At 65.0% G+C, this 23,894-nt stretch carries 31 protein-coding genes, 1 pseudogene and 1 riboswitch; of the genes and pseudogenes, 10 read left to right on the forward strand and 22 right to left on the reverse strand.

The features are described 5' to 3' along the window. The first annotated feature begins 2 nt into the window (after positions 1-2). The gene (locus ACUXVA_RS11915; protein WP_265080125.1) at positions 3-1,244 is read left to right on the forward strand and encodes a lytic murein transglycosylase; all 1,242 of its coding nucleotides are present in this window, start codon (positions 3-5) and stop codon (positions 1,242-1,244) included. Positions 1,245-1,329: 85 nt separating this feature from the next. On the opposite strand, the gene ACUXVA_RS11920 is transcribed toward ACUXVA_RS11915, so the two are convergent. Together ACUXVA_RS11920 and ACUXVA_RS11925 are read right to left on the reverse strand one after the other, a co-directional pair. Continuing rightward, entirely contained in the window at positions 1,330-1,620 is a 291-nt protein-coding gene (locus ACUXVA_RS11920; protein WP_265080124.1) for a hypothetical protein, read from the reverse strand. A gap of 212 nt (positions 1,621-1,832) precedes the next feature. Then, positions 1,833-2,156 (reverse strand): hypothetical protein, encoded by a 324-nt coding sequence (locus ACUXVA_RS11925; protein ID WP_265080123.1) that lies wholly within the window; start codon positions 2,154-2,156, stop codon positions 1,833-1,835. A gap of 451 nt (positions 2,157-2,607) precedes the next feature. Here ACUXVA_RS11925 and ACUXVA_RS11930 point away from each other — a divergent pair, with 451 nt between their 5' ends. Both ACUXVA_RS11930 and bfr read left to right on the forward strand, forming a co-directional pair. Then, positions 2,608-2,871: a (2Fe-2S)-binding protein gene (locus ACUXVA_RS11930; RefSeq protein WP_265083826.1), complete on the forward strand. Its 264-nt coding sequence runs from the start codon at positions 2,608-2,610 to the stop codon at positions 2,869-2,871. Positions 2,872-3,009: 138 nt separating this feature from the next. After that, on the forward strand, positions 3,010-3,495 hold the full coding sequence (gene bfr / locus ACUXVA_RS11935) for a bacterioferritin (RefSeq protein WP_265080122.1): 486 nt from the start codon (positions 3,010-3,012) through the stop codon (positions 3,493-3,495). Positions 3,496-3,593: 98 nt separating this feature from the next. On the opposite strand, the gene ACUXVA_RS11940 is transcribed toward bfr, so the two are convergent. The 7 genes from ACUXVA_RS11940 to ACUXVA_RS11970 all read right to left on the reverse strand — a co-directional run bounded on the left by ACUXVA_RS11940 (position 3,594) and on the right by ACUXVA_RS11970 (position 9,915). Beyond that, positions 3,594-4,166, reverse strand: a complete 573-nt coding sequence (locus ACUXVA_RS11940; protein ID WP_445492301.1) for a hypothetical protein — start codon at positions 4,164-4,166, stop codon at positions 3,594-3,596. Positions 4,167-4,245: 79 nt separating this feature from the next. Further along, the gene (locus ACUXVA_RS11945; protein WP_445492303.1) at positions 4,246-4,947 is read right to left on the reverse strand and encodes a YoaK family protein; all 702 of its coding nucleotides are present in this window, start codon (positions 4,945-4,947) and stop codon (positions 4,246-4,248) included. A gap of 95 nt (positions 4,948-5,042) precedes the next feature. Continuing rightward, on the reverse strand, positions 5,043-5,288 hold the full coding sequence (locus ACUXVA_RS11950) for a hypothetical protein (protein WP_265080119.1): 246 nt from the start codon (positions 5,286-5,288) through the stop codon (positions 5,043-5,045). A 258-nt stretch (positions 5,289-5,546) separates the two neighbouring features. Then, positions 5,547-5,900 carry a hypothetical protein gene (locus tag ACUXVA_RS11955; protein ID WP_265080118.1) on the reverse strand — a complete coding sequence of 118 codons (354 nt, stop codon included), beginning with the start codon at positions 5,898-5,900 and terminating at the stop codon, positions 5,547-5,549. Between the two features lie 178 nt (positions 5,901-6,078). After that, positions 6,079-7,965, reverse strand: coding sequence for a putative bifunctional diguanylate cyclase/phosphodiesterase (locus tag ACUXVA_RS11960; protein WP_445492306.1), 1,887 nt, complete (start codon positions 7,963-7,965; stop codon positions 6,079-6,081). A 203-nt stretch (positions 7,966-8,168) separates the two neighbouring features. Next, positions 8,169-9,245, reverse strand: coding sequence for an alpha/beta fold hydrolase (locus ACUXVA_RS11965; RefSeq protein WP_265080116.1), 1,077 nt, complete (start codon positions 9,243-9,245; stop codon positions 8,169-8,171). A gap of 124 nt (positions 9,246-9,369) precedes the next feature. Continuing rightward, positions 9,370-9,915 (reverse strand): collagen-like protein, encoded by a 546-nt coding sequence (locus ACUXVA_RS11970; RefSeq protein WP_445492308.1) that lies wholly within the window; start codon positions 9,913-9,915, stop codon positions 9,370-9,372. A 220-nt stretch (positions 9,916-10,135) separates the two neighbouring features. On the opposite strand from ACUXVA_RS11970, the gene ACUXVA_RS11975 reads away from it, so the two are divergent. Further along, positions 10,136-10,708 carry a hypothetical protein gene (locus ACUXVA_RS11975; RefSeq protein WP_265080114.1) on the forward strand — a complete coding sequence of 191 codons (573 nt, stop codon included), beginning with the start codon at positions 10,136-10,138 and terminating at the stop codon, positions 10,706-10,708. A gap of 55 nt (positions 10,709-10,763) precedes the next feature. Beyond that, entirely contained in the window at positions 10,764-11,270 is a 507-nt protein-coding gene (locus ACUXVA_RS11980; RefSeq protein WP_265080113.1) for a DUF3280 domain-containing protein, read from the forward strand. Positions 11,271-11,299: 29 nt separating this feature from the next. Here ACUXVA_RS11980 and ACUXVA_RS11985 read toward each other — a convergent pair whose 3' ends face one another. From ACUXVA_RS11985 to ACUXVA_RS11995, 3 genes are all read right to left on the reverse strand, one after another. After that, positions 11,300-11,596: a helix-turn-helix domain-containing protein gene (locus tag ACUXVA_RS11985; RefSeq protein WP_445492311.1), complete on the reverse strand. Its 297-nt coding sequence runs from the start codon at positions 11,594-11,596 to the stop codon at positions 11,300-11,302. A 227-nt stretch (positions 11,597-11,823) separates the two neighbouring features. Then, positions 11,824-12,078, reverse strand: coding sequence for a hypothetical protein (locus ACUXVA_RS11990; protein WP_265080112.1), 255 nt, complete (start codon positions 12,076-12,078; stop codon positions 11,824-11,826). A 139-nt stretch (positions 12,079-12,217) separates the two neighbouring features. After that, positions 12,218-12,604, reverse strand: a complete 387-nt coding sequence (locus ACUXVA_RS11995; RefSeq protein ID WP_445492313.1) for a RidA family protein — start codon at positions 12,602-12,604, stop codon at positions 12,218-12,220. 193 nt (positions 12,605-12,797) lie between these two features. Here ACUXVA_RS11995 and ACUXVA_RS12000 point away from each other — a divergent pair, with 193 nt between their 5' ends. Continuing rightward, positions 12,798-13,142 (forward strand): hypothetical protein, encoded by a 345-nt coding sequence (locus ACUXVA_RS12000; RefSeq protein WP_445492315.1) that lies wholly within the window; start codon positions 12,798-12,800, stop codon positions 13,140-13,142. Between the two features lie 167 nt (positions 13,143-13,309). After that, on the forward strand, positions 13,310-14,602 hold the full coding sequence (locus tag ACUXVA_RS12005; protein WP_445492317.1) for a flavin-dependent oxidoreductase: 1,293 nt from the start codon (positions 13,310-13,312) through the stop codon (positions 14,600-14,602). 69 nt (positions 14,603-14,671) lie between these two features. Here ACUXVA_RS12005 and ACUXVA_RS12010 read toward each other — a convergent pair whose 3' ends face one another. Beyond that, complete coding sequence (locus ACUXVA_RS12010) at positions 14,672-15,175, reverse strand: DUF2314 domain-containing protein (protein ID WP_445492319.1); 504 nt, start codon at positions 15,173-15,175, stop codon at positions 14,672-14,674. A 93-nt stretch (positions 15,176-15,268) separates the two neighbouring features. Between ACUXVA_RS12010 and ACUXVA_RS12015 the strand changes: the two genes are divergently transcribed. Then, on the forward strand, positions 15,269-15,796 hold the full coding sequence (locus ACUXVA_RS12015; protein ID WP_445492321.1) for a TY-Chap domain-containing protein: 528 nt from the start codon (positions 15,269-15,271) through the stop codon (positions 15,794-15,796). A gap of 46 nt (positions 15,797-15,842) precedes the next feature. Continuing rightward, the gene (locus ACUXVA_RS12020) at positions 15,843-16,319 is read left to right on the forward strand and encodes a hypothetical protein (protein WP_265080106.1); all 477 of its coding nucleotides are present in this window, start codon (positions 15,843-15,845) and stop codon (positions 16,317-16,319) included. A gap of 88 nt (positions 16,320-16,407) precedes the next feature. On the opposite strand, the gene ACUXVA_RS12025 is transcribed toward ACUXVA_RS12020, so the two are convergent. Together ACUXVA_RS12025 and ACUXVA_RS12030 are read right to left on the reverse strand one after the other, a co-directional pair. Then, entirely contained in the window at positions 16,408-17,340 is a 933-nt protein-coding gene (locus ACUXVA_RS12025; protein WP_265080105.1) for a YiiG family protein, read from the reverse strand. A 124-nt stretch (positions 17,341-17,464) separates the two neighbouring features. After that, a complete protein-coding gene (locus ACUXVA_RS12030) occupies positions 17,465-17,818 on the reverse strand; it encodes a hypothetical protein (protein WP_445492324.1) in 354 nt (117 codons plus the stop codon). Between ACUXVA_RS12030 and ACUXVA_RS12035 the strand changes: the two genes are divergently transcribed. Beyond that, positions 17,817-18,032, forward strand: a complete 216-nt coding sequence (locus tag ACUXVA_RS12035) for a hypothetical protein (protein WP_445492326.1) — start codon at positions 17,817-17,819, stop codon at positions 18,030-18,032. The genes ACUXVA_RS12030 and ACUXVA_RS12035 overlap by 2 nt on opposite strands. Positions 18,033-18,074: 42 nt before the next feature. Here the strand turns inward: ACUXVA_RS12035 and thiC are convergent. The 7 genes and pseudogenes from thiC to ACUXVA_RS12070 form a co-directional block, all read right to left on the reverse strand. Continuing rightward, positions 18,075-20,013 (reverse strand): annotated as a pseudogene (gene thiC / locus ACUXVA_RS12040) (phosphomethylpyrimidine synthase ThiC). A 13-nt stretch (positions 20,014-20,026) separates the two neighbouring features. After that, positions 20,027-20,212 carry a hypothetical protein gene (locus ACUXVA_RS12045; RefSeq protein WP_265080102.1) on the reverse strand — a complete coding sequence of 62 codons (186 nt, stop codon included), beginning with the start codon at positions 20,210-20,212 and terminating at the stop codon, positions 20,027-20,029. Beyond that, positions 20,212-20,820 (reverse strand): thiamine phosphate synthase, encoded by a 609-nt coding sequence (locus tag ACUXVA_RS12050; protein ID WP_265080101.1) that lies wholly within the window; start codon positions 20,818-20,820, stop codon positions 20,212-20,214. Before ACUXVA_RS12050 ends, ACUXVA_RS12045 begins: the two co-directional genes overlap by 1 nt. Beyond that, positions 20,807-21,589, reverse strand: coding sequence for a thiazole synthase (locus ACUXVA_RS12055; protein ID WP_265083824.1), 783 nt, complete (start codon positions 21,587-21,589; stop codon positions 20,807-20,809). Before ACUXVA_RS12055 ends, ACUXVA_RS12050 begins: the two co-directional genes overlap by 14 nt. A 211-nt stretch (positions 21,590-21,800) precedes the next feature. Then, positions 21,801-21,998, reverse strand: a complete 198-nt coding sequence (thiS, locus tag ACUXVA_RS12060; protein WP_445492328.1) for a sulfur carrier protein ThiS — start codon at positions 21,996-21,998, stop codon at positions 21,801-21,803. Further along, on the reverse strand, positions 21,989-23,044 hold the full coding sequence (locus tag ACUXVA_RS12065; protein ID WP_445492330.1) for an FAD-dependent oxidoreductase: 1,056 nt from the start codon (positions 23,042-23,044) through the stop codon (positions 21,989-21,991). The genes thiS and ACUXVA_RS12065 overlap by 10 nt, the downstream gene beginning before the upstream one ends. Further along, a riboswitch (TPP riboswitch) is annotated at positions 23,032-23,171 on the reverse strand. (Overlaps the previous gene by 13 nt.) Positions 23,172-23,271: 100 nt before the next feature. Then, a complete protein-coding gene (locus ACUXVA_RS12070; protein WP_265080099.1) occupies positions 23,272-23,748 on the reverse strand; it encodes a lytic transglycosylase domain-containing protein in 477 nt (158 codons plus the stop codon). Positions 23,749-23,894: the final 146 nt, after the last annotated feature.

Genomic DNA, 23,894 nt, shown 5'->3' on the forward strand with positions numbered 1-23,894 from the left:
GCATGCGGTTCATTGGGCGACATTGTCTTATTGTTCTGCTCGGCGGGCTGGTCGCTGCGTTCGGCGCTGGGCCGTGCAGGGCCGCGGACGCCGGCTTCAACAGCTTCCTCGCGGCGCTGTGGCCCGACGCCCGTGCGGCCGGGGTGTCGCGCGCGACCTTCGACGCGGCGACGGCGGGGCTGGAGCCGGACTACAAGTTGCCCGACCTGACGCTGCCCGGCCGGCCCGCCACCGGCGCGCCGTCGCAGGCCGAATTCATCCAGGTGCCGGCCGACTACATCAAGGAGGCCAGTATCGCGCGCCTGGCAACAGAAGGGCAGCGTCTGCTGCAGAAGCATCGCGCCACGCTTGCGGCCATCGAGAAGCAGTTCGGCGTGCCGGCCACGGTGATTCTGGCGATCTGGGGCCGCGAGACCGACTACGGCCGCTATGCTTTGCCCTACGATGGTCTCCGCGTGCTGGCGACGCAGGCCTATGTCGGTCGTCGCAAGGAGCAGTATCGCGGCGAGTTCATCGCCGCCATGATGCTGATCCAGAACGGCGACGTGACGCGCAAGAATTTGCGCGCGTCCTGGGGCGGCGCTACCGGACTCACCCAGTTCCTGCCGACTGAACTCGCCAAGCACGGCGTCGACTTCGACGGCGACGGTCATGTCAACATCTGGACCTCGGTGCCCGATGCGCTGGCCTCCGCCGCGCAGCAACTCGCGCACAAGGGCTGGCAGCCCGGTCTGCGCTGGGCCCACGAGGTCCGCGCGCCGGCCAGTGCCGATTGTACGCAGGGCGTGCCCGAGGTGACGAAGCCGATCGGCGAATGGCTGCGCGCGGGCTTCGTCCCGGTGCGCGGCCAGCGGCTCAGCGCCGCCGAGCAGGCACAGCCGGCCTCCCTGCTGCAGCCGGAGGGCATCTATGGGCCGGCCTTCCTGACCACGAAGAACTACTTCGTCATCAAGGAATATAACTTCTCCGACCTCTATGTGCTGTTCGTCGGGCATCTCAGCGACCGCATGACCGATCCGCAACCCTTCGCCACGCCGTGGTCGGCTTCTGCACAGATGCGCACCACCGACGTCGAGGCGATGCAGAAGCATCTGACCCGGATCGGTCTGTACGGCGACAAGATGGACGGCAAGGCGGGCATGAAGACCCGCGCCGCGCTCGGCGCCTTCCAGAAGTCGGCGGGTCTCAAGGTCGACTGCTGGCCGAGCGCTGCCGTGCTGAAGGCGATCAGCGGAGCGCGTTGAGAAGGCGCGACGATCGCTGCAACGAAAAACCCGGCTGCGTGAGCAGCCGGGTTTTCCGGTTCAGGAGGTGCAGGGCGGCGTCAGATCAATCGCAGACCTGGACGCGGCGCATGCGCCAGCCGTAGCCGTCCCAGAAGCGCTCGCGGACCAGGCGGCAGGCGGGCTCTTCGACGTACACCGGAGCCGGCGCGTAGCCGTAACCATAGGCCGGAGCCGGGCGGCTGGCGGCGATGGCGCCGCCGAGGAGAGCGCCGCCGATCAGGCCGCCGGCGACGCCAGCGGCGATGCGGCCACCGTCAGCCTTGGCGGGGGCCACCGACACCAGCGAACCGGCAACGGTCGCAACGGCCAGCATGGCGGAAATTGTCTTCTTCATCAGAGGTCTCTCCTGAGGTGGGCGCCGCGATCCGGCGCAGATTAAGGGCTACTCACGCTGCAGTTCGGGTTGACGGCTCAATCTAAAGCGCCCAACCGTCAAGCCAACGTAAACGTTAGTGATTCAATGGCCCGGAAAAACGGTTTTTTCGGGCCGCTGCAAATGGTCACACCGAAAATGCCTTGGCAAACATTTTTCGGGGTGTCGTATCGTCAATAGCCGCAGACCCGCACGCGCCGGATCCGCCAACCGTAGCCGTCCCAGAAGCGCTGGCGCTGCCAATAGCAGTTGCCGTCGTAAACGGGACCGCCGACATAGGCCGGACCGCCGTAATAACCGTAACGGGGTGCGTAGCCGTAGCCCGGACCGTAATAGCCGGGCCCGCCCAAGGCACCGCCGACAATGGCGCCGCCGATCAGCCCGGCCGCGACGCCGGCAGCAATCAGGCCGCCGCGGGCCTCCGCGGTTTGAGGCGTGGCCACCGCCGAGACAGCCAAGGTGCCGATGGCTGCCACTGCCATCAGAGTTTTCCGCATGGCTTCACCTTTCTCCTGAATAACGCCGGCAGATAGCGTTCTGCCAGCGGCAAAAGTTTCACACTTCACTTGAATGATCAATGAACGGAGACGCTCAAATCCGCCACACGTATCGAGTGACTACTACTCGGCTGCGCGCGCTGTGGCTGCCGTGGCTGGGCTTCGGCGAAGGTCGGGCGAGGTGCGCGACGTGTCCGCCGGGTCCGCCAACGGGTGGACATCGTTCGACGCATTCGCCGCGCACGCAGGCGCCTGCCGCGACAGCCTGCATGGCTTGGCTGCAAGGGCAGGCACGTTTGACCTGCTGGCCGCAGCCACTTGTTAGAGTGATTCCAATGTGTTTGCAGGCTGCCTCGCAGTTTGGAATTGCTTGAAAACCGACGCTTTCCTTTTGCATCTGGCGACGGTCTTAAATATCGATGGGGTGTCCTCAGTGAGCCACCTTCATCCCATGATTGTTTGTTCCTGCAACGTCCTTAGCGACCACGACGTGCGCAACGCGGTGAGTGCTCCGCGTCCGCCGCGCACGCCAGGGCAGGTCTACGGATGCCTGGGCTGCAGCGCGCAGTGCGGCCGTTGTGCGCGGACTATCAAGCAGATCATGGATGAGGCGCTGGGCCCCTGCGCCAAGGCGTGCATGGCCAACTGCGCGCATGCCGCACATGCCCATACCGAGCCGCATCTGCCGTCGGCGCAAGCTGCCGTTGCGGCCTGATCAGCTCACAACTCCCTCCAAGCCGACTTCAATTGTGGTCTCACAGTACCGCCGAAACGCTTGCTATGGTGTATGCTCCTATTTAGAATTCTTCTAATTTGAAACAGAGGCCGCAGGGCTTCGCAGCAGGAGTGCATCATGAAGGGCGACCCAAAGGTCATCGACTATCTCAACAAGGGCGTACGCAGCGAACTGACCGCGATCAGCCAGTACTGGCTGCATTTCCGCCTGTTGAACCATTGGGGCCTGCTCGAGATGGCCAAGGTGTGGCGCAAGGAATCCATCGAAGAGATGGTCCACGCCGACAAGTTCATCGACCGGATCCTGTTCCTCGACGGCTTTCCCAACCTGCAGGTGCTGGATCCGTTGCGGATCGGCCAGACCGTCAAGGAAATCATCGACGCCGACCTCGCCGCGGAGATCGGGGCGCGCACGCTCTATCAGGAAGCGGCGACCTACTGCCACAGCGTCGGCGATTATGTGTCGCGCGACCTGTTCGAAGGCCTGATGAAGGACGAGGAACACCACATCGACTTCCTCGAGACCCAGCAGCACGTCATCGAGCGCATCGGCATCGACCTCTACACCCAGAAGCACGTTGGCGGTCTCGAGAGCGAATTCTAGATTGGTAAGCTCGTTGCGCGGCGTTGCGCAGACGTGCCCATAGACTGCACAAATGACATCGCCCGGCTTCGCGCCAGGCGATGTCGCTTACCCCATGCTCAATAGATCCGAGGTTGCGACTTCCACCCGGCGCTGGACAGTGTCGGCATCGGGCATTTGGTGTAGGCCGCCCGGATCGCGGCAGCGGAGCCATCGAGATCGTACTCCACCGCTGTGCGGCCGCCGGTCATTGAGCGAATCCGGATATAAACCTTGTTGCTGCCGGGAATTTCGCTGATGAACCGCGCGAGGTCTGCATCGGCTTCGAGAATCAGGATTTTCTGGCCTCGCAACACCCGTGCTTCGACATCTTCGTGGCCCGGTCGGTCGTCAAACCGATAGCCAAGCACCGAATCGCGGTCGGTCCCGATCTTGAAGTCGAAGGCGAAGCGAACCAAGGGCTTGCGATCGACACATGTGAGCTGCATCTGCGAGGCGCGTGGGAAGTCAGCATAGGTGTTGGATGCCAGGGCAAACGTAACGGCGCTCGGCAATTCGGCGCTGGTCACACGATCAATCTGGTGGGCGATGTACCAGTTGCCGGACATGGTCTCGTCATCGGCAGTTACATAGGGGTCGCGCGCGCACCCGCCCAACATCCCGCACAGCACGACGAACGCCAAAAAACGCACGACGACAATCCCCCAAGGTTGCAGAATAACACAACCTTAAGGTGTGTTTCGCAAGTGAAATTCATCTTGCCGGGTGGCGTTAGGCCCCGAGCACAGGCGCGGGATCCTCGATCCGCATGGTAGCGCTGACGAGACCGACCAGCACCGGCAGCGCCAGGCACCAGAAGCCGACCAGCGCGTAGAGGATCGCCGCCAGGGCGCAACCGGCCGCGAAATACAGGATGGCCTTGCTCATCTTGCCGAACCGGGCGCGGACTGCCGCGCGCTGATCCGGCGCTAGTCCGGTCAGCAGATCGACGGCGTCAAGGGTCGCCTGGGTGGTGCTGCCGGTCATCAGCGTGCTCGGCGGCAGCGCCGGCATGTGCACCCGTTGCAGCGCGTTCTGCAGCGCCATTGCGGCGATCCCGGCAAAGCCGGTCAGCAGAGCTGCCGGCGTATTCGGGTCAGGGAACGGACCGAAACCGACCGCGAGCAGAAAGAAACAGAACAGCAGGGCCACCTTGGCGGACAGCAGGATGCGCAAGACCGGTTGCTGGTGTGCGCGCAAAGCCATCCCTGCGAGCCGTGCCAGCGCAATCACGATGACGAACTCCGGCAGCGCCAGTACCTTGCCGATGATGCCGTGGCTGCCGTGAACCAGCGCCGCGCCCAGCGTCACGAAGTTGCCGGTGACATGGGCCACGAACAGGCCCTGCAGCCCGAGAAAGCCTGCGGTATCGACGAAGCCGCCATTGAAACTGAGCAGCGCCGCCATCGTCGCCGGTCCGCCGAACTTCTTCATCTCACCGTCGTTTCATCCGCAGCACCAACCTGTGATCACGCGGCCATGGCCGCGGGACGCATGACGATCCGATGCAAACTGCACCGGCCCGCGAGTCAGGGCTTGTCCACGATATGGGTGGTTGGACGGTCGCTGCCTGAGGCTGTCTCCTCATGCCATTTGCCGTGCTCGTCCTCGTACTGGATGACTTCGGTCTTGCCGGGAACCTGCTGCTCGGCGGCAGCGCGCTTGGCGGCCGCGGCTGCGAGATCATGGGTGCGGTACGGCTCGGAGAACACGGCACCGACCTTGTAGGCCCAGCCGCCGTCATGCTCGACGATGGTATAAGTGACTTCGGTCATGGTGGTCTCGCTGTGTTAGGGCGCCTAGGCGCGAAATAAGGATCGGCAAATCAGGCAACTGGGCACGCCGCGACCGCCGGAAATAACGTCCGGGCCCCGATCAGTGCAAGGCCACTTGGGAACGCCGCGGCGGCATCATTATGGCAGGCCGCTCGAGTTGACGCAAAGCGTCGCGGCTCATGGAACCAGTTGCCGCCCCACGCGTCACGCCCCTGGGAGATGTGCCCTTGCCATCGACCATGCGCAGCAGCGCGGGCTTCACACCGCGTCGGCCGGCACGAAACAGCTGATGACGATGCCGCCGCGGTGATGCACATACCAGACCACGGCCTCGCCAACGGGATTGCCGCGATCGCGGATGACAGCATGGCCGGGCACCTGCATCCACGCACCCTCGATCGGCACCCAGTAAGCGCCGTTGCGTACTTCGTAGTCGGTGCGATGGCCGTCGGTGATATCGCAGCATGGTACCCCGTTGGGCGCGATCACCGCCTTGAACCAGGCGCGGACGTCGTCGGGGACGTGTTCGAACTGGCCGCGATCGACGGCGAAGGCCGCGCCGGCAAAGGCAACCAGCATCACGCTCAAGATGACCTGCGCAGCCTTCCGCATGCGATCCTCATCCGGGTGTCGCTTTGCTGCTGTGGCTCTGGCGGCTCACTGTCGCGGCAAGGCGAATCGCGTTTCCGCGCCAATTAAGCCCGACGGAGCTGCCTAATGCATGCTCAAATAATATGCCGGACAACGACGGCTTGCTGCGTTGCAGTGGAACGGCGCGCCGGTGGCGGGCTTAGCTTGCGGTCGCCCGTGCGGCGTTTTCGGCGGCATGCGTGCCAAGAAACGTTGCGAGATCGCTCAGCGGCATCGGGCGGGCGATCAGATAGCCCTGCGCGATATCACAGCCCATGGCGCGCAGCAGTTCGAGTGCGCCCTGGTTCTCGACGCCCTCGGCGACCACGCGCAGTCCGAGACTGTGGGCCAGGCTGACCGCGGAGCGGACCAGGACCGCATCGACCGCATCGGTGGCCATGTGCATCACGAAGGCCTTGTCGATCTTCAATTCGTCAGCCGGGATGTTCTTGAGATAGGCCAGCGACGACAGGCCGGAGCCGTAATCGTCGATGGAGATGGTGAGGCCGGCCGCGCGAAAACGCTCGAGGGTCTGGCGGGCGAGCCGGGCATTGCCGATGATGGCGGTCTCCGTCACTTCAAGGCAGAGCTCGCCCGTGGCGTGGCGGGCAATCTCGAGCGCCGCATCGGTGAAGGCGACATCGTCGATCAGATGGCCCGACCAGTTGACGGAAATGCAGACGTCGAGACCGGCCTCGTGCAAGGCGCGCTGGTCGGCCACGGCGCGGCGCAGCACCCATTCGGTGAGCTCTGCGATATGACCGGTTTCCTCGGCCATCTGCACGAACATGTCCGGGCGCAACGCGCCGTGCTCCGGATGGGTCCAGCGCACCAACGCCTCGGCGCCGACGATGTCGCCGGAGCGCAGCTCGTATTTGGGCTGATAGCAAAGGCTGATCTGGCCATTGTCGAGGGCGCGCAGCATTTCGCTCATCAGCGACAGGCTGATGCCGGGATTGCCGTACAGTGCGGCGTCGAAGAACGCCGCCTGCTTGCGTGCGGCGCGCGCCTGATCCATTGCGATCATGGCGCGGTCAATGATGGAAACTTCGGTCGCCGATGCCACCGCGTCGGCGGGCTGGCTGAGACCGATGGTGACGCTGACGTCGACGCGGTTGTCGCGCAGCAACACCGGCGTTGCCACCGCACCCTGCAGCCGCGCCACGACGCGGTGCGCGTCGTCGATGTTCCGGGCGACAAAGGCGAAGCCGAAATTGGCGCTGGACAGCCGGGCCATCGGCGTTTCGTCACAGGCGCGACCGAGCCGCGCCGCCAGTCGGCGCATCAGGTCGATGCTCGCGGCGTGGCCGATGGCGCCGCGCAGGTGCTGGAAGCGGTCGACATTGATAGCAGCCACGACGACAATGCCTGTTGGCCGGGATTCCAACAACGCGACCACGCGCTGCTGCACTGCGGCTCGGCTGGGCAATCCGGTTTCGGAATCGATCAAGGCGAGGCGGCCGATCTCGCGTGCCTTGGTCGCCGACTTGAGCAGCCGCTGATAAACCGACCACATGCCGAGGGTGCCGCAGGCGTTGACCAGTCCGGCCAACACCATCGCGATGCTGTCGCCGGCGCTGCCACCGCTGGACAGTATGAAATAAGGCACTGCGAGAAAGGCCAGCAGCGGCGGCAGCAGCGAACAGGTCAGCGCGCCACGGGACTCGCCGCTGACGATGGCGGCGGTGGCGATCGAGCCCGTCCACAGAATTCCTGCACAGGCGATACCCCATACACCGCCCTGATACGCTTCAAGGAGCCCGAACGCGGTGAACACGCTGCTGCTCGTCAGCATGATCGCGTAAAATAGAAAGCTCGTCGTACCCGTTACGGCGGTCGCATTGTCGATCGACCGGAACGCCGCCACTTCCAGCACTTGCAGGCCGAGATACACGGCAGCCCACTGCATTGCCTCGGTCATGCCGATATAGATGTGGAAGGTCGCAACCATCAGGACGGCGAAGCCGACGCGGATGGGCAACTGCGCACGCCGCGCAACGATGATGCGTGCGATGGCTGACCCAGTTTGCAGGTTCGCAGGTTCCATGCGGCGAGCATCTCTGCTCCGCATCAAGATACCGTTAAATCGGCCGTAACTGGAACCCGGTTGGAAAATGGCGTTAACGGATGGTTGCGCCGATCGCAGGAATCCTCGTCTGCGGCGGCCATGTTGCGGCCGCAGGGAAGTCGTCGCGACCGGCTGACGTTTGCTGCCGGTCGCGCGGAAGCTGCCGGCGGGCGGCCGGAGGGCTACATCGTCTTCTGCGGCGCGGTCTGCAGCAGCTCTTGAAGCTGCTGCTTGTAGAAGTTCGCAGAGCCGGTCGTGAGATGGCCGCGGCTGTCATTGCTGGCAGGGATCAGCAGCAGCTTTGCATTCTTGATGCGCTTCAACGCGGCATCCATCAGCCCGGTCTCCGGCGGGTTGCGTTCGTCGTCGGCAGCATTGATCGCCAGGACGGTGGCGTCGATCTTCTCAAGCCTGGCTGACGGATTGTAGTCGTGCGACGACTCCCACTGATAGATGAAGTCGTTGGCGTCGGCGATGAACGGCGCCCTGAGCCGGTCGTCCACATTCTTGTCGGCGGCGGCGCCGGTCGGTGCCAGCATCTGGTAAGCCAGAGTGCCGCCAGCGGTGGCGATACCGAACATCACGCTGGCATATTTCATCATGCCCGGCTGCGCTGTGTAGTTGCCGCCCTTGTAGTCGGGGTCGGCCTTGATGGTCTCGATCATCATGCGCCGCATCATCCAGTTGCGCGACGCCATCTCGGTGGGCTGCGCCGCCATCGGCACCAGCGCGTCGATCTCGCCGGGATGGCTGACGCCCCAGATCCAGGCATGCATGCCGCCCATCGAATTGCCGATCACCAGCCGCAGGTGCTTGATGCCCAGCGCATCCTTCACCACAAGGTGCTGCGCCGCGACCATGTCGTCGTAATTGTACTTCGGAAACGCGGTTTTCATCCCGTCCGACGGCTTTGTCGATTTGCCGTGGCCAATCGCGTCAGGGATGATGATGAAATACTTGCTGGCATCGAGCGGCTGGCCGGGCCCGAACAACTCGCCGGCCCAGCCCGGCGTCAGCATGCTCGCCGCGGAGCCGCCAGTGCCATGCAGCACCAGCACCGGCTGTCCGGTCGGCTCGCCCACGGTGGTGTAGTGCAGTTTCAGCTCCGGCATCACCTCGCCGGTGTGGAATTTGAAATTCCTGGCGATCCAGTCGCCTTGCTTGGGCGCGGGATAGTCGGCGGCCGCAGCCGCGAAGGAGAGCAGGACGCCGCCGGCGCACAGCGCAGCGCGCAGCAATGTGGTCGTGAATGTCGGCATTGTGATTCCTCCCGATGCGGTCGCTTGCTCGCCGCTTGCCGGGATCCTATCACGCGCGATGTCAGGGGCCGAGCCCCTTTGGCGTGGGCGTGGGCGATGCTGCATCGCCCACGCCCGGCCGTTGTTACTTCCGGTGCTTGCGCTGCTTTTTCTTCTTCTTCTCATCGTCGGACTCATCCGCGTCCTCGGCCGCGGCATCGTCCTCGACCATGGCGGCGGCGCGTTCGGCGATGTCCGGCCGCAGGCGCTGCTCGGCCTCCTCGCGCTCCTTCGCCTCGCGCTCGCGCAGCTTGCGATGGTCTTCCCACGCGTCGAAGATCAAATGCAGCCAGGGCATCACCTGCTCGATCGACGGCAATGCTCCGGGCGATCCCGGTTCGCCGCGCGGTCCTGCCGGTCCTTCGATGCCAGGCTTGCCTTGCGGGCCGGGTTCGCCGCGGGGGCCGGCCGGGCCGGGTTTGCCTGCCGGTCCAGCCGCTCCTGCCGGACCGGGCTTGCCCTGCGGGCCCGGTTCGCCGCGGACGCCGGCCGGGCCGGGGATGCCCTGCTTGCCCTGCGGGCCTTCGATGCCTGGCTTGCCGGGGTGACCCTGCGGGCCGGGAATGCCCGGTTCGCCCGCCGGACCGCGCGGACCCTGCGGTCCCTGCGGGATAGTCGATTGCTTGGCCACTGTGCTCTCCAATGATTCTGTTCGCGGGTTTTAACAGCAGGGGGATGACGGCTTCAAATCAGGACCGTCGCATCCGCGCGACGCACCGGCACCAGCGCGCTGTGGACAGCAACGCATGGGTGACGCACACAACCAAAATATCACCTAAGGTTGTATATTTGTGAAATTCGCCAATCATCCAGCGGATTGCCGATGACCCAACCAACCCCGGGAGGATTTGATGCGCAAGGCATTGCTGCTTGGCCTGATGGCCTGTGTACTGGCTGTCGCTCCGGCGCGCGCGCAGTCGCTGACCTTCTTGTTCAACACCGCCTTTCTCGATCCGCTGGCGCAGAGCCCGCTGCTGCTGAACCTGACGGCGCAAAGCTCGCAGCGGATCGCCTTGGCCGACGTGAATGCCTTCGACGATTTCTTCCTGATCAACGGACCCGGGCGGCTGAAGGTGAACTTCAACGGCCAGTTGCAGAACAAGGGGCAGATCCCGCTGCCCGGCTGGATCGGCGTCGCGCAATTTTCCAACCACGAGATCTTCTACGACCTGCAGGAGGGCTTCGAGCGCGTGAAGGCGAACTACAACATGCCGAATGCGCGCGTCGGCCATGTCACCGTCTACAAGACCCTCAACACCGGACAGCTGGTCTATGACTATGCGGTGCAGCGCACGCCGACCATGTGCCAGGAATATCTGTTCACGCCGGCCACCGGCGGCTTCCAGCTCGGCTTCCAGGTGGGCTGCTACGTGACCTTGCGGCCGGGCGGGCGCAGCCTGGCGGGCCGGGCGGCGCGGATGTAAGGTAACGGCAAGCGGGCGTGCCGGTTCGCCGGACGCGGCAGGACTGAAGGTGACGATGCGCAAGGTCGGGAAGCCATTATTGATGGGCGCCGTCGTCGCGCTGTTGCTGTCGCCGGCGCGCGGTTCAGCCGCCAGTACGGCCGTCGCCGTCGCCGATTTCGACTACAGCGATACGTCCGGCGAGGTGACGGACCAGACCTCGGAGCACCGCTCCCGCATGACGATGTTCGCTACGCTGCTGCGCGAAAACGTTGCGCAGCACGACTACCGCGTGGTGCGTCCGTCTTGCCCGCAGCCGGCCTGCACCGCGATCAGCATGGCGCCCGCCGATCTCGTTGCCGCGGCGCGCCGCGACGGTGCGCGCTATCTCGTCTATGGCGGAATCCGCAAGATGAGCACGCTGGTGCAATGGGGCGAGGTCCAGTTGTTCGACGTCGAGCGCGAGCAACTGGTCATGCGCCGCACCGTCACCTTCCGCGGCGACACCGACACCGCGTTCCGTCGCGCCGCCGATTTTGTCGGCGCGACGGTCGCGGATGCGATCAAGCCGCCCGCGCCGTAGTTGGTCAGCAAAAGAATTCCGGATGCGCGCTAGCCATGCGCGGTGACCTCGAGGCCCTCGGCGGCATATTGCCGGATCTTGTTGCGCAGCGTGCGCACGGACACGCCGAGCACGCGCGCGGCGCGGGTGCGGTTGCCGTCGCAGCGCGTCAGCGTCTGCAGCACCAGCTCGCGCTCGATCGCTTCAACGGTCGAGCCAATGAGATAGGGAACGATCTCCGCGGGATCGGCATGCGCGGCGAGAGCGGTATCGTGCGACAGCAGCTCGTTGCGCGGCTGCTCCTGCGGCGGCAGTGCCGGCACGGGAAAAAATGACTCCTGGGGCATCGACACCTCCCGATCAACGCATGCTCCGAAGCGCGGAGCACTACATCGAGACCAACGACCCCCAGCCGTTGCGACAAGGTGGGCGCGATTGGTTAACGAAAGGTTAAGCCGGTACGCGGCGCTGGAGGCGTTGCCTTATTGCGACCGATTCAGGGCGACCGCAGAGGACGCAACGAAACGGCAGGTGCGCTCACGCCCACCTGCCGCGGATACGAAGCCGGGCGTATTCAGAACGCGCAGGTCCCGCTGCGCATCAGGCCGTCCTTCATGCTCAGCGCATCGAGGAAGGTCGGCGTCACCGACTTGACGATGACGGTGTAGTTCGACGGGAATGGCGCGGTCGGGATGCTCTGGTCCCAGATCTGGCAGAAGCCGGTGTCCTGCCAGCGGATCAGATGAAACGCGGCGTTGGCGGGGCTGGTGGCGGCAAGCGCAGTGACGGCAAGGCCGGCAGCGGCGCACAGGGCGGATAGCTTTCGCATCGGAATGTCTCCTGGAAAAAAGGTTCAATCGACTCCGCCGGAATTGGCGGCACGTCGGGTGGACCCGACAGGAGTTCAGTCGCGAGAGAGTAAGGCCCGGTTCAAAATGCGCGCAAGCACGCAACGCAGCCTTGCGCAGTCACAGCTCCAGCAGCGACGCCACGCATTCGATCTCGATCAGCATGCGCGGATCGGGCAGCGCCTGCACCACGCAGGTGGTGCGCGCGGGAAAAGGCGGCGGCCCGAACGCTTCGGCATAGAGCCGGTTCATGACCGCCACATCCGGCGCGCGCGTCAGCAGCACGTTGACCTTGACGAGGCGGCGCGTGTCGGTGCCGGCCTCGGCCAGCACACGCCGGATGGTGGCGACGACAAAGCCGAACTGCGTGGCGAAATCCTCCGACAGCGCGCCGGCCGCGTCGAAGCCGGGAATGCCCGACACGAACAGCAGGTCGCCGACCCGCGTTGCATAAGAGAGCGGCGGGGCAGCGATACCGGGTGGCGGGGCGAAGTGCCGGATGGGCATGGGTGGTCCTTGTCGAAAATAACTCCGACGCGAAGTATAGACGATCGCTCCGATGAGCGAAGCGATATCGGGCGGACGCCTGCCTCGATGCCGCGCAGTTCGTTGAACCTTCATTGTCCGGGGCAGACAGAAGCGTGCACGCCGCGCTGGCGATGATGGCTCAGACCAATTGAAGAAACGGCGACGCATGAGAATGTTTCTTGCCCTGCTCATGCTGGTGGCGTTCACCGGCGCATCGGCGGCCGGCCCCCTCCGTCGGGGCGCGACCATGCAGGTGAAAGCGGATTCGATCTGGTTTCAGGACGCGTCCCGGCTCGCGCACTGGCAGGTGCTGAAGCACACCGGCGATGCTGCGGCGCTCGTGTTGTATCAGGACAGCCTGCTGAAACGTCGCGACGCCTGGCAGTTTCTCGCTACGCTCGAGGTCAGGATACGCGGCCATCGGCCGAAAGCGCATCAGGTCGATGTCGAGATGACGTCCGAAGGCCGGCTGCGGGGCAGCAGATGGGTGCTGGATGAGGATGCGCTGAGCCGATAGGGCTGCCGGCCAGTCCGGCAGCGGTATTGGCCCACTCGCGTTATGGCCGGGCGAAAAAAGGCTCCCGGCCCGGAGCCATCGCCGCGCTGCCGGCGCCGGCTTGCCTCGCTTGCCGTTGCTGGCTAGAGGAGGGCGCAACCGGGTCATCCGGAGCGGGGGAGCGTCTCATGAGCGGCAAGGTCATCATCGCCGGTGGCGGCATCGGCGGGCTGGTGACGGCCCTGACGCTGCATCAGATCGGCGTGCCCTGCGTGGTCTATGAGGCGAGCCGCGAGATGCGCCCGCTCGGCGTCGGCATCAACCTGCAGCCCAACGCGGTGCGCGAACTCGGCGACTTGGGGATCACCGAGGCCGATCTCGACCGCGTCGGCCTGCCGGCAAAGGAATGGGCGCTGGTCGGCCTCAACGGCAACGACATCTATTCCGAGCCGCGCGGCAAGGCGGCGGGCTACCGCTGGCCGCAATATGCCGTGCATCGCGGCCGCCTGCACATGCTGCTGCATGACGAGGTGGTGAAGCGGCTCGGCGCGGACGCGATGCGGCTCGGCAGCCGGGTCACCGGCTACGCCAAAACCGCCGATGGCGTCACCGCCGATATCGCTTATGCCGACGGCACCACGTCGCAGGATTCCGGTGCGCTGCTGATCGGCGCCGACGGCATCCACTCCGCGGTTCGCGCGCAGATGCATCCAGCACAGCCGCCGATCCACTGGGGCGGCGCGCTGATGTGGCGCGGCACCACCTGGGCGAAGCCGACCCGCACCGGCGCGTCGTTCATTGGGCTCGGCACCCATCGCCAGCGCGTGGTGATCTATCCGATCTCGCAGCCGGATGCCGTGAGCGGGCTGTCGATGATCAACTGGATCGCCGAGGTGACCATGGACAATGCCGAGGGCTGGAAGCAGCAGGGCTGGTTCCGGCAGGTGGCGATCGACGACTTCGTGCATCATTTCGACGGCTGGGTGTGGGGCTGGCTCGACGTGCCCGCGCTGATCCGCGGCTCCGACGTCGCGTTCGAGAATCCGATGATCGACCGCGATCCGGTACCGACCTGGCGCGACGGCCCGGTGGCGCTGCTCGGCGACGCTGCGCATGCGATGTATCCGACCGGCTCCAACGGCGCCAGCCAGGCCATCATCGACGCCCGCGAATTGGGCGCCGCCATGGTCGCGCATGGCATGAGCGAAGCTGCGCTCGAAGCCTATGACGCAAAACTCTGCGGCCCGATCTCGCAGCCGATCCTGCGCAACCGCGGCGCCGGCCCGTTCGGCCTCCTGAACCTCGTGGATGAGCGCTGCGGCGGCACCTTCGATGATATCGACACCGTGATCCCGCCCGCCGAACGCGCGGCCTTCATGGCCGGCTACAAGGCCGCCGCGGGGTTTGCGATCGAAACGCTGAACGCGGCGCCGCCGACCATCGCGCAGGGAGCGCGGGTGAAGGAAGCGGTGAACGTCTAGCGCGTGTAGCCCGCATGAGCGGAGCGAGATGCGGGTCACAAGGGTATCGTGATCTCATCCGGCCGGCGATCAATCGGGGCAGTCGAGTCCGTATTGCTTCATGAACGCGTCGCGCTGCTGCGGCGGTTCGCGGTGCACGAGCGCACAGGCGGTGTAGTTGCCGATCGTCCGATCGCCCTTGCGATACGACCAGTCGACGACGTCCTTTCGCTCGAAGGCCAGCCGGTCGCCGAGGGCGAGGTAAGTGAAATTGCGCGGCGTGTTGGCGACCTTGCCGACGAACTTTCCGCTGTCGTGGGTGAAAGGGTGGATCCAGATATATTCATTGGACTCCTTGCCCACCGGCAGCCGGACCTTGACCGAAAAATGTTGGGCGCCGGCCGGCGGCGCGGCGGCGATGCCGAGGGAGGCATCCAGTTCGCGGTCCGCCCGCGCCATGGCTGCCGCCATCGCGGCATCGTTTGAGCGCACCGAGATCACGCCGTCACGCAGCGCCTTGCCGGCCGGCATCTGCGCCGAGGCTTGTGATGTCGCGCACGCGACAATAGCAACCGCCAGCAGACGAAATGACATCGCCCAACTCCGGATCACTCAACGCAACCTGAGATTGACAGTATGTTCTTTGTTTGTTCAAGTTGTCAAGAGGTGTCGACGGAGGCCCTGGCGATGGCGACGTGGCCGCGATGGATGGCTGCCGTTCTGGCGCTGGTTGAACCGGCCGGCGCCGCTGACAGCTTTGCCGACCTGCAGGCCGCCTATCGCTGCGATGTGGTGCGCCGGCTGGAGCAGATTTACGCCGCGGGCGATCCCAGGGAAGCCCTTAATCGCTACCTGGCCATCAGTATCCCGGGCAAGGCGCAGGCCTATGTTCAGTGCATTTTTTACGACACCGGAAGCCGCGTTCTTTGCGAAGCGGCATCAGGGTTCTGGGCCGCCAAGAAGGGCCGGACGCGCACCTTCGATCTGCCGTCACGGGCCGTCGCGGCCTTGGCGAAGCTCGGCTTCGATACTGATGACTCCGCGGGCAATTTCAAGCGTGATCGAGCCGTCGACGCCGCCGCGGATTTCCGCCCGCTCGCAGACGTCATGCTGCGCGCCCTGCATGACAGCTATGGCGCGCGCGGCGAAATGAAACTGCAGTTCAACGCGCCGTTCGCGCCAGAGACGCCGGCCAGTTGCATTCCGGTCAGTTGAGCAAGAAGTTGATGCGCCAACGACACGAAGTAGACGATGAATGTCGATGGAAATCTATGTTCTGTCAGACCGGCGTCTGGCGTCAGTGGTTGCCTGGCAAGAAGCGATCGACAAGGTTGGTCTTCCGCTGCGGCTATCCACGGCGACGCCGTTTGCGGACTTGCACGGCGCGCTGCCGGTTGTGCTTGATCAACGCCAGACGGCCTTCGAGTGCGACCATTGGAGCGCAAAGGAGTTGATGGCCGAAACGCCGAAAGTCGCGTTTGGCCGTGAATGGACCTACGCACTGGCGTTTCGCTGGGGCGCCGATATTTACGCGGGCGCTTCTGCGTATGCGTCGGCTGCGGCCTACGCTACGGCAACAGACCGAGTCATTTTTGACTGCCAGGAAGGAGAAATCATCTCGACGCAGCGTGCTACCGAGACTGCGAAGGAACTGGAGCAGCGCCAGGCGGTGGTCGACGAAGCGGTGCGGCGGGTGACGGAGCAGTTCAAAAAGCAGCCGCTTGCAAAGAAGCCGTAGCTCCAGCCTTTAGGTCGCATGAGCGCAGCGACGTGCGGGCCATCTGCACGGCCGGCCCCGGATATCGCTCCGCTCGTCCGGGCCACGCTTACATCCTGGCATCGCTGTTGTAGGCGTCAACCAGTTGGTTGTAGTCGCGCAGCAGCCGCGGCGGCGAGCCCTGGACCATCCAGCCGCTGCCGCCTCCGCCTCCGCTCAGCATCATCCTGTCGCCGGAGCTGTACGGCACCTTGTCGCGGATCCGGCGCATCAGTTGCTTGGCCGTGGTCAGGAACGATTTGGCATTGCTGATGAACATCGATCCGATTTTGGCGCCGCCGGCCGCGCCCGCCGCTTCGGTAGCCTTGACCGTTGTTTCATAGGCGTCCAGCGCCTGGGTGATTGCCGCGATGTCCGGGCTTGCCGTGTCCTCCGCGCGCAGCACGCGCTTGGCGTCGACCATCAGCGCCTCCACGTAGTAGCGCGCGCTGCGGCCCTCCTTGGCCTCGATGGCCGCCAGTTCCTCGGCCTTGCGCTTGTCGTTGATCGCTTCGACGCCATTGCGCAGATTCCTGTCGGTAGCGGCAAAGGCGTCCCAGGCCGCGACCAGGCGCGGATGCAGCGCGCGGCCCTTGGCCATCTTGTCGTCCTTGTAGTTCTCCTGCGTGTAGTAGTCGTCGGCTTCCTTGAGCAGGGGCCCCAGCGCGGTCACGGCCGTCACATAGGCTGAAGCGGCAGCTTCGAGCGCCGCATCGCGCGGCTCCAGTGCGTTGGCGGCCTCGACCTTCTTCTGGCAATCCGCGGTGTCGTAGATCGTGTAGGTGCCATAGATGACCGGCTCCTTGCCGGTCGGCCCGTTCTTGCCGACCCAGCTGAAATAGCGCGCACGCGAATCCTGCGCGCGTGCCGACAGCCGGTTGATGCAGCCGACATAGGCGTTCAGTTTCTCAACGGCGGGAGGCGTCTGCGCCGAAGCCCGATCGCTGCAGATCGACGCCGCAAGGAACAGCACGCCGGCGAGACAAGCGCGGATTGACGTCATAAATTCTATCTCCAGCAGCTTTTCAGCCTTGCGATGGGGAAGAGATATCAACGCTGGGGAGATTTGCAAAGCGGCTGGAGCGCGCTGGAACCCGCATATCGCTGCGCTCATGCGGCTACGCTTGCTATTTCTCCATCAGGTAGTTTCGCTGCAGATTGAGTTGCAGCGCATGGGCTCGCTGGCGGTCGCTGCCGGCGGCGAGAAACAGTACGATGCTCTTTTCCGGCTCGCAGCGCACCGAGATCGTGTAGTCCTCCCGGCTGGCGAAACGGGAATATTTCGTGCGCTCGATCTCGCCGAAATCCATGTGCCGGATCGCCGCCTCGCCGCGTGCGAAGCATTCTTCGCGCGGCGCCGCCAGGTCGGCCCAGTCGCTCGCGATCGCCGGCCCGTCCCCCAGCGCCAGCGCGGTTGTGGCCGAAGCGCCTGCAATGACGCCCGCTAACGCAACGATGAAAGCAGCCCGTCGGAAAGCCATGGCCGTAACCCCGCGAGATAAGCGCACCCTTCCGGCGCGCACCGGCGATCTGTCGCGCGAGCCGGGATGGCGGTTCAACGAAGCCTGGGCCTTGTGGAGCGGGCAGGCAATCGGCCATCCGCCGACCGGCAAGAACTGTCAGACGCACGATGGGCCGGTGACGTCGATGCGGATGGTCAGTTCGGTGAAACGTAGCATCGTGTTGCGATCGTAGGGCGGGTTACGCCTTCGGCTAGCCCGCCCTACGCTTGTTGCTTTACAGCTCCCGATTGCTCGCCTTCACGGCTTCGGCCTGCACATAGACCTGCTCGCCCATGTCCTTGAACTTCTGGCTCATGGTCGCCATGCCGTCCTCGATCACGCCCGACATGGTCATGCCCATGCTGACAAGCTTGCCGTCGCCGCCGAGGTTCAGCGCCGCCTTCTCGTTGTCGCCGAGGGTGGCCGCGTAGTCGCGGACGTCCTGGGTGATCTTCATGGAGCAGAACTTCGGGCCGCACATGGAGCAGAAGTGCGCGACCTTGTGGGCGTCCTTGGGCAGCGTCTCGTCGTGGTAGCTGCGCGCGGTTTCCGGGTCGAGGCCGAGGTTGAACTGGTCCTCCCAGCGGAAGTCGAAGCGGGCGCGGCTGAGCGCGTCGTCGCGCAGCCTGGGCGGCGGGATGGCCCTTGCCGAGATCGGAGGCGTGCGCCGCGATCTTGTAGGTGATGACGCCCACCTTCACGTCGTCGCGGTTGGGGAGACCCAGATGCTCCTTCGGCGTCACGTAGCACAGCATGGCGCAGCCGAACCAGCCGATCATGGCCGCACCGATGCCAGAGGTGATGTGGTCGTAGCCCGGCGCGATGTCGGTGGTCAGTGGCCCCAAGGTGTAGAACGGCGCCTCGCCGCATTCCTTGAGCTGCTTGTCCATGTTGATCTTGATCTTGTGCAGCGGCACATGGCCGGGGCCTTCGATCATCACCTGGCAGCCCTTGGCCCATGCGATTTTTGTCAGCTCGCCCAAAGTCTCCAGCTCGGCGAACTGGGCGCGGTCGTTGGCATCCGCGATCGAGCCGGGACGCAACCCGTCGCCGAGCGAGAACGACACGTCGTACTTGCGCATCAGGTCGCAGATTTCTTCGAAATGCGTGTAGAGGAAGCTTTCCTTGTGATGCGCGAGGCACCACTTGGCCATGATCGAGCCGCCGCGCGACACGATGCCGGTGACGCGGTTGGCGGTGAGGTGGATGTAGGGCAGGCGAACGCCGGCGTGGATGGTGAAGTAATCGACCCCCTGTTCGCACTGTTCGACCAGCGTGTCGCGGTACAGCTCCCAGGTCAGCTTCACCGGATCGCCGTCGCACTTCTCCAGCGCCTGGTAGATCGGCACGGTGCCGATCGGGATCGGCGCATTGCGGAGAATCCATTCACGCGTCGTGTGGATGTTGCGGCCGGTGGACAGGTCCATCACGGTGTCGGCGCCCCAGCGGATCGACCACACCATCTTGTCGACTTCCTCCTCGACCGAGGAGGTTACCGCGGAGTTGCCGATATTGGCGTTGATTTTTGTCAGGAAGTTGCGGCCGATGATCATCGGCTCGAGCTCGGCATGGTTGATGTTGCAGGGGATGATGGCGCGGCCGCGGGCGATCTCGCTGCGCACGAATTCCGGCGTGACGAAGGCCGGCACCGAGGCGCCAAAGCTTTCGCCGTCGGCCAAGGCGGCCTCGGCGCGCTCCAGCTGCACCTTGCGGCCGAGGTTCTCGCGCTCGGCGACGTAGATCATCTCCTTGGTGATGATGCCGGCGCGGGCGAACTCATACTGGGTGATCATGGCGTCGCCCACGCCGCGCATGGGCTTGTGATAGGCCGTGAAGGACTTTGCGGCGTGCGCCGCGCCGACATTGCCGTTGTCTTCCGGCTTGATGTCGCGGCCTTCATATTCCTCGACGCCGCCGCGCTCCTTGACCCAGGCGGCGCGCGGACGCGGCAGGCCGGCATTGACGTCGATGATGACGTTGGGATCGGTGTAGGGGCCCGAAGTGTCGTAGACCGGCAGGTCCGGCTCGCCGGCGCCCTTGCTGAGGATGATCTCGCGGATCGGCACGCGGAGGTCCGGCGCGCTCTCCGGGATGGAATAGACTTTTCGTGACGACGGCAGCGGGCCGGTGGTGACGGCGGGCAGGGTGGTGTCGGGATTGGAGCGGATGTTCATGGGAATCCTCCTGCTAGATTTTGTTTTTGAAGGCAAAAATTGAGATCGTCATCCCCGCCTGAACGTAATTGCGTTCAGGCTGGAGGTGCTCGCCGTCTTCGGCGAGCCTCGAGGGATGCGTGGGGCACGCCGTCGTCCTTCGAGACGCGCGCAGAGCGCGCTCCTCAGGATGACGGCTTTTGCAGAGTTCGTTGTCCATCACGCCACCTCCGCGCTTGCGCCAAGCCACGCGCGCACGCGCGCATCCGGATCGGCATTTTGCGTGACGTCGCTGACCACGGCGATGGAATCGGCGCCGGCGGCGTAGATCTCCGCGGCCTGTTCCAGCTTGATGCCGCCGATGGCCACCAGCGGGATGGTGCCGATGCGCGCCTTCCAGGTGGTGAGCTTGGGGATGCCCTGCGGCGCGAAGCGCATGGATTTCAGCGTGGTGGGGAAGATCGGCCCCAGCGCGATGTAGTCGGGCTTGGCGCGCAGCGCGGTCTCCAGTTCCTCGTCGTCGTGGGTCGAGATGCCCAGCGTCAGCCCGGCGTCGCGGATTGCATCGAGATCGGCTTCGACCAGATCCTCCTGGCCGAGATGCAGGTGCTCGGCACCTGCGACGATCGCCGCGCGCCAGTAGTCGTTGACCACGAGCTTTGTCGCCGTGCCCTTCGTGATCTCCAGCGCGTCGGTGACGATCTGCAGTGCGGCGCCGTCGTCGAGGTCTTTTGCGCGCAGCTGCACGGTGCCGACGCCGAGCGCGGTCAGCCGCCGGATCCAGTCCAGCGTCGCCACCACGGGATAGAAGCGGTCAGGATACGGCATGCCAGAAGGGTGTCCCGATGACTGGAGTGGAGGGAGAGGCGAAATCGCGGGCGTCCATCAGCCCGGCCTCAAAAGCGGTGCGGCCGGCCTCGACGGCGAGGCGAAAGGCGTTGGCCATGGCGACGGGATCGGCGGCTTTTGCCACCGCAGTGTTGAGCAGCACGGCGTCGTAGCCGAGTTCCAGCGCTTCGGCGGCGTGGCTGGGGGCGCCGAGCCCGGCGTCGACCACCAAAGTGATATCCGGCAGCCGATCGCGCATCAGCTTCAGCGCGTCGCGGTTGATGATGCCGCGTGCGCTGCCGATCGGCGCCGCCCACGGCATCACCACCTTGCAGCCGGCGTCCACCAGCCGCAGCGCGACGCTGAGATCCTCGGTGCAATAGGGGAAGACTTCAAAACCGTCCTTGATCAGGATCGTCGCGGCCTCGACGAGACCGACCACGTCGGGCTGCAGCGTGTCGTTGTCGGCGATCACTTCGAGCTTGATCCACGGCGTGCCGAACAGTTCGCGCGCCAGTTTGGCCGTGGTCACCGCCTCGCGCACGCTGCGGCAGCCGGCGGTGTTGGGCAGCACGGTGACGTCGAGCTCACGGATCAGCGACCAGAACGCATCGCCGGTCTTGCCGCCGGCGGATTCGCGGCGCAGCGAGACCGTGACAATGCCGGCGCCCGAGGCGCGGATCGCATCCTGCATGATCGCCGGCGACGGATACAGCGCCGAGCCGATCAGCAGGCGGGAGGGAAAGGTTTTGCCGTAGAAGTTCAGCATCGGTTTGCTCATGCCGCGAATCCTGCAGTCGCTGTCGCCCCGCACGCGATTGTCATCCCCGCGAAAGCGGGGATCCAGTAAACACGGACGGCGCGGCTAGAATCGAGAAGCCGGCGTGTACTGGGTCGCCCGGTCCTTGCGCGCAAGTGCGCGCGGCCGGGCGATGACAGCGGAGCGTGGTGTGACGGCTGCGTATGTTGATCGTTCATCTTCACCCTCCCTGTCGCGGCGTGATGATCTCGATCTCGTCGCCGTTCTTCAGCGGCGTCCGGGCCCACTGGCTGCGCGGCACCACGTCGAAGTTCAGCGCGATGGCGCAGTGCGAGCCCTCGTACTCCAGCTCCTTCAGCAGCGCATCCACATGATCAGCCTCGATGTCCCGGTGTTCGCCGTTGACGATCACGCGCATTGCATCACCTCGTTGTCGATCACGCCGCGTTGCACATAGGCCAAGGTCAGTTCGGCCAGCGCTGGCGCCAGCAGGAATCCGTGGCGGTAGAGGCCGTTCACGGCGATGCGCTGGCGCGCGCCGTGCTGCTGGTCGATGGCGATGCGCGGCAAATTGTCGGGAAAGGCCGGGCGCAGGCCGGCGCCGAATTCGAGAATCCGTGCTTCGGCGAAGGCCGGATGCACGGCATAGGCGGCGCTCAGCAGTTCCAGCGCCGAGCGCACGCTGACGCGGGGGTCCTCGCTCTCCAGCGAGGTGGCGCCGAGCATGAACAGGTTGTTGCCGCGCGGGATCACATACAGCGGCCAGCGCGGATGCATCAGCCGCACCGGGCGGGCCAGCGAAACCTCGTCGGTCTCGATCATGATCATCTCGCCCTTGACGCCGCGCAAGCCGGGCTGGGCGTCGCGCGCGAACAGGCCGCGGCAGTCGATGACGATGCCGTCCAACGCATCGGGATCGACCGCGGTGTTGAAGGCGATCGTGCCGCCCGCGGCCTTCAATCGCGCATGCAGTTGCGGCAGCACGCTGCGCGGCGCCACGTGGCCTTCATCGGGGAAGAACAGGCCTTCGCGAAAGCGGCCCTCCAGCGATGGCTCGAGTGCAGTGAGCCCCTGGGCATCAAGCCTGCGATGGTGCGACGTCATGGTGGCAAAACGCTCAAAATCGCTGCGGTCGCGCGGATGTGCCACCACCAGCGAGCCGTTGAACGGCGTCTCCGGCAGTTCCGCGCGCCACAGGTCGAGCGAGCGCAGGCCGAGCCGGGTGACCACGGGTTCCGCGACCTCCGCCTCGCACCACGGCGCCAGCATGCCGCCGGCCCAGTGGCTGGTGGCCTGGGTCATCTCCGGCGTATCGCGCTCGTACAATGTAACGTTATGGCCGGCCTGCGCGAAGGCGAGCGCCTGCCAGGCACCGGCAATGCCTGCGCCGATCACGGCAACCGGTGAATCGTTATGACGTGCGGCGGGCGCAAGCCCCCCTTGTGGAGTCGAACTCTGAAACATCCCTGTCCCTTCGCCGGCATGACCCGGATCAGGTTCAAAGGGTCACCGCGGTCTCGCTATTTGCCGGAACGGCAGATGCGAGCTTGCGGTATCTCAGCTCCTCGTCGGAGCTCCCCTCGGAACGGCTCCAATGTAAGCTCATGGGCCGGGGTGTCAACGTAGGCAGGGCGAATTGCGTCGCTTCGTGGCAGGGAACCGCCACGGCTTTGGAGATTTCGACGAGTGCTCTATTCCTTCGGCGCAACCTGCGCGCTGGCGCTGGTCAACTCGTCCAGCCGCGGCGGCAGGGCAATCGGCTCGCGATGATGGCGCTGCCGCTTGGCGGCATAGTAGTAGCCGCCGGCATAATAGGAGACGGCGCGGTTGAGGTCGCCACCCGCCGCGCGGAACGCACCGGCGAGATATTTCACCGCATAGGTCAGGTTGGTGGCGGGATCGCGCAGTCCCTCCGCGGTGCCGGTGTAGCCAAGGCCGCGCGCGGTGGCGAGCTTGATCTGCATCAGGCCGATGGTGCCGCCGCGACCGATCAGCGAGGCGTTGTACTTGCTCTCGCGCACGATCACCCGGTGCACCAGAGCCTCCGGAACGCCATTGGCCTGGGCATGGCTGGCGACCATCGCATCATAGGCGGCCTTCTGGGCCAGAGCAGGTTGGGCCGAGAGGGCGGTGATCCCGGCGAACGCCAGCAAGGTCAGGAATTTCATCAGGCAGCTTCCGAAAGGGTCTTGGATCATAGCGAATCGTTTGCGCCCGGGGGGCGTCATCCGCGGGGCGGTTTGACGGCCGAATAACGCCTTTCTGTGGCAACTTCGCTGCCGTTTTCATTCGGATTTACCAACAATTAGCCGCA

Source organism: Rhodopseudomonas sp. RCAM05734, assembly GCF_052658035.1.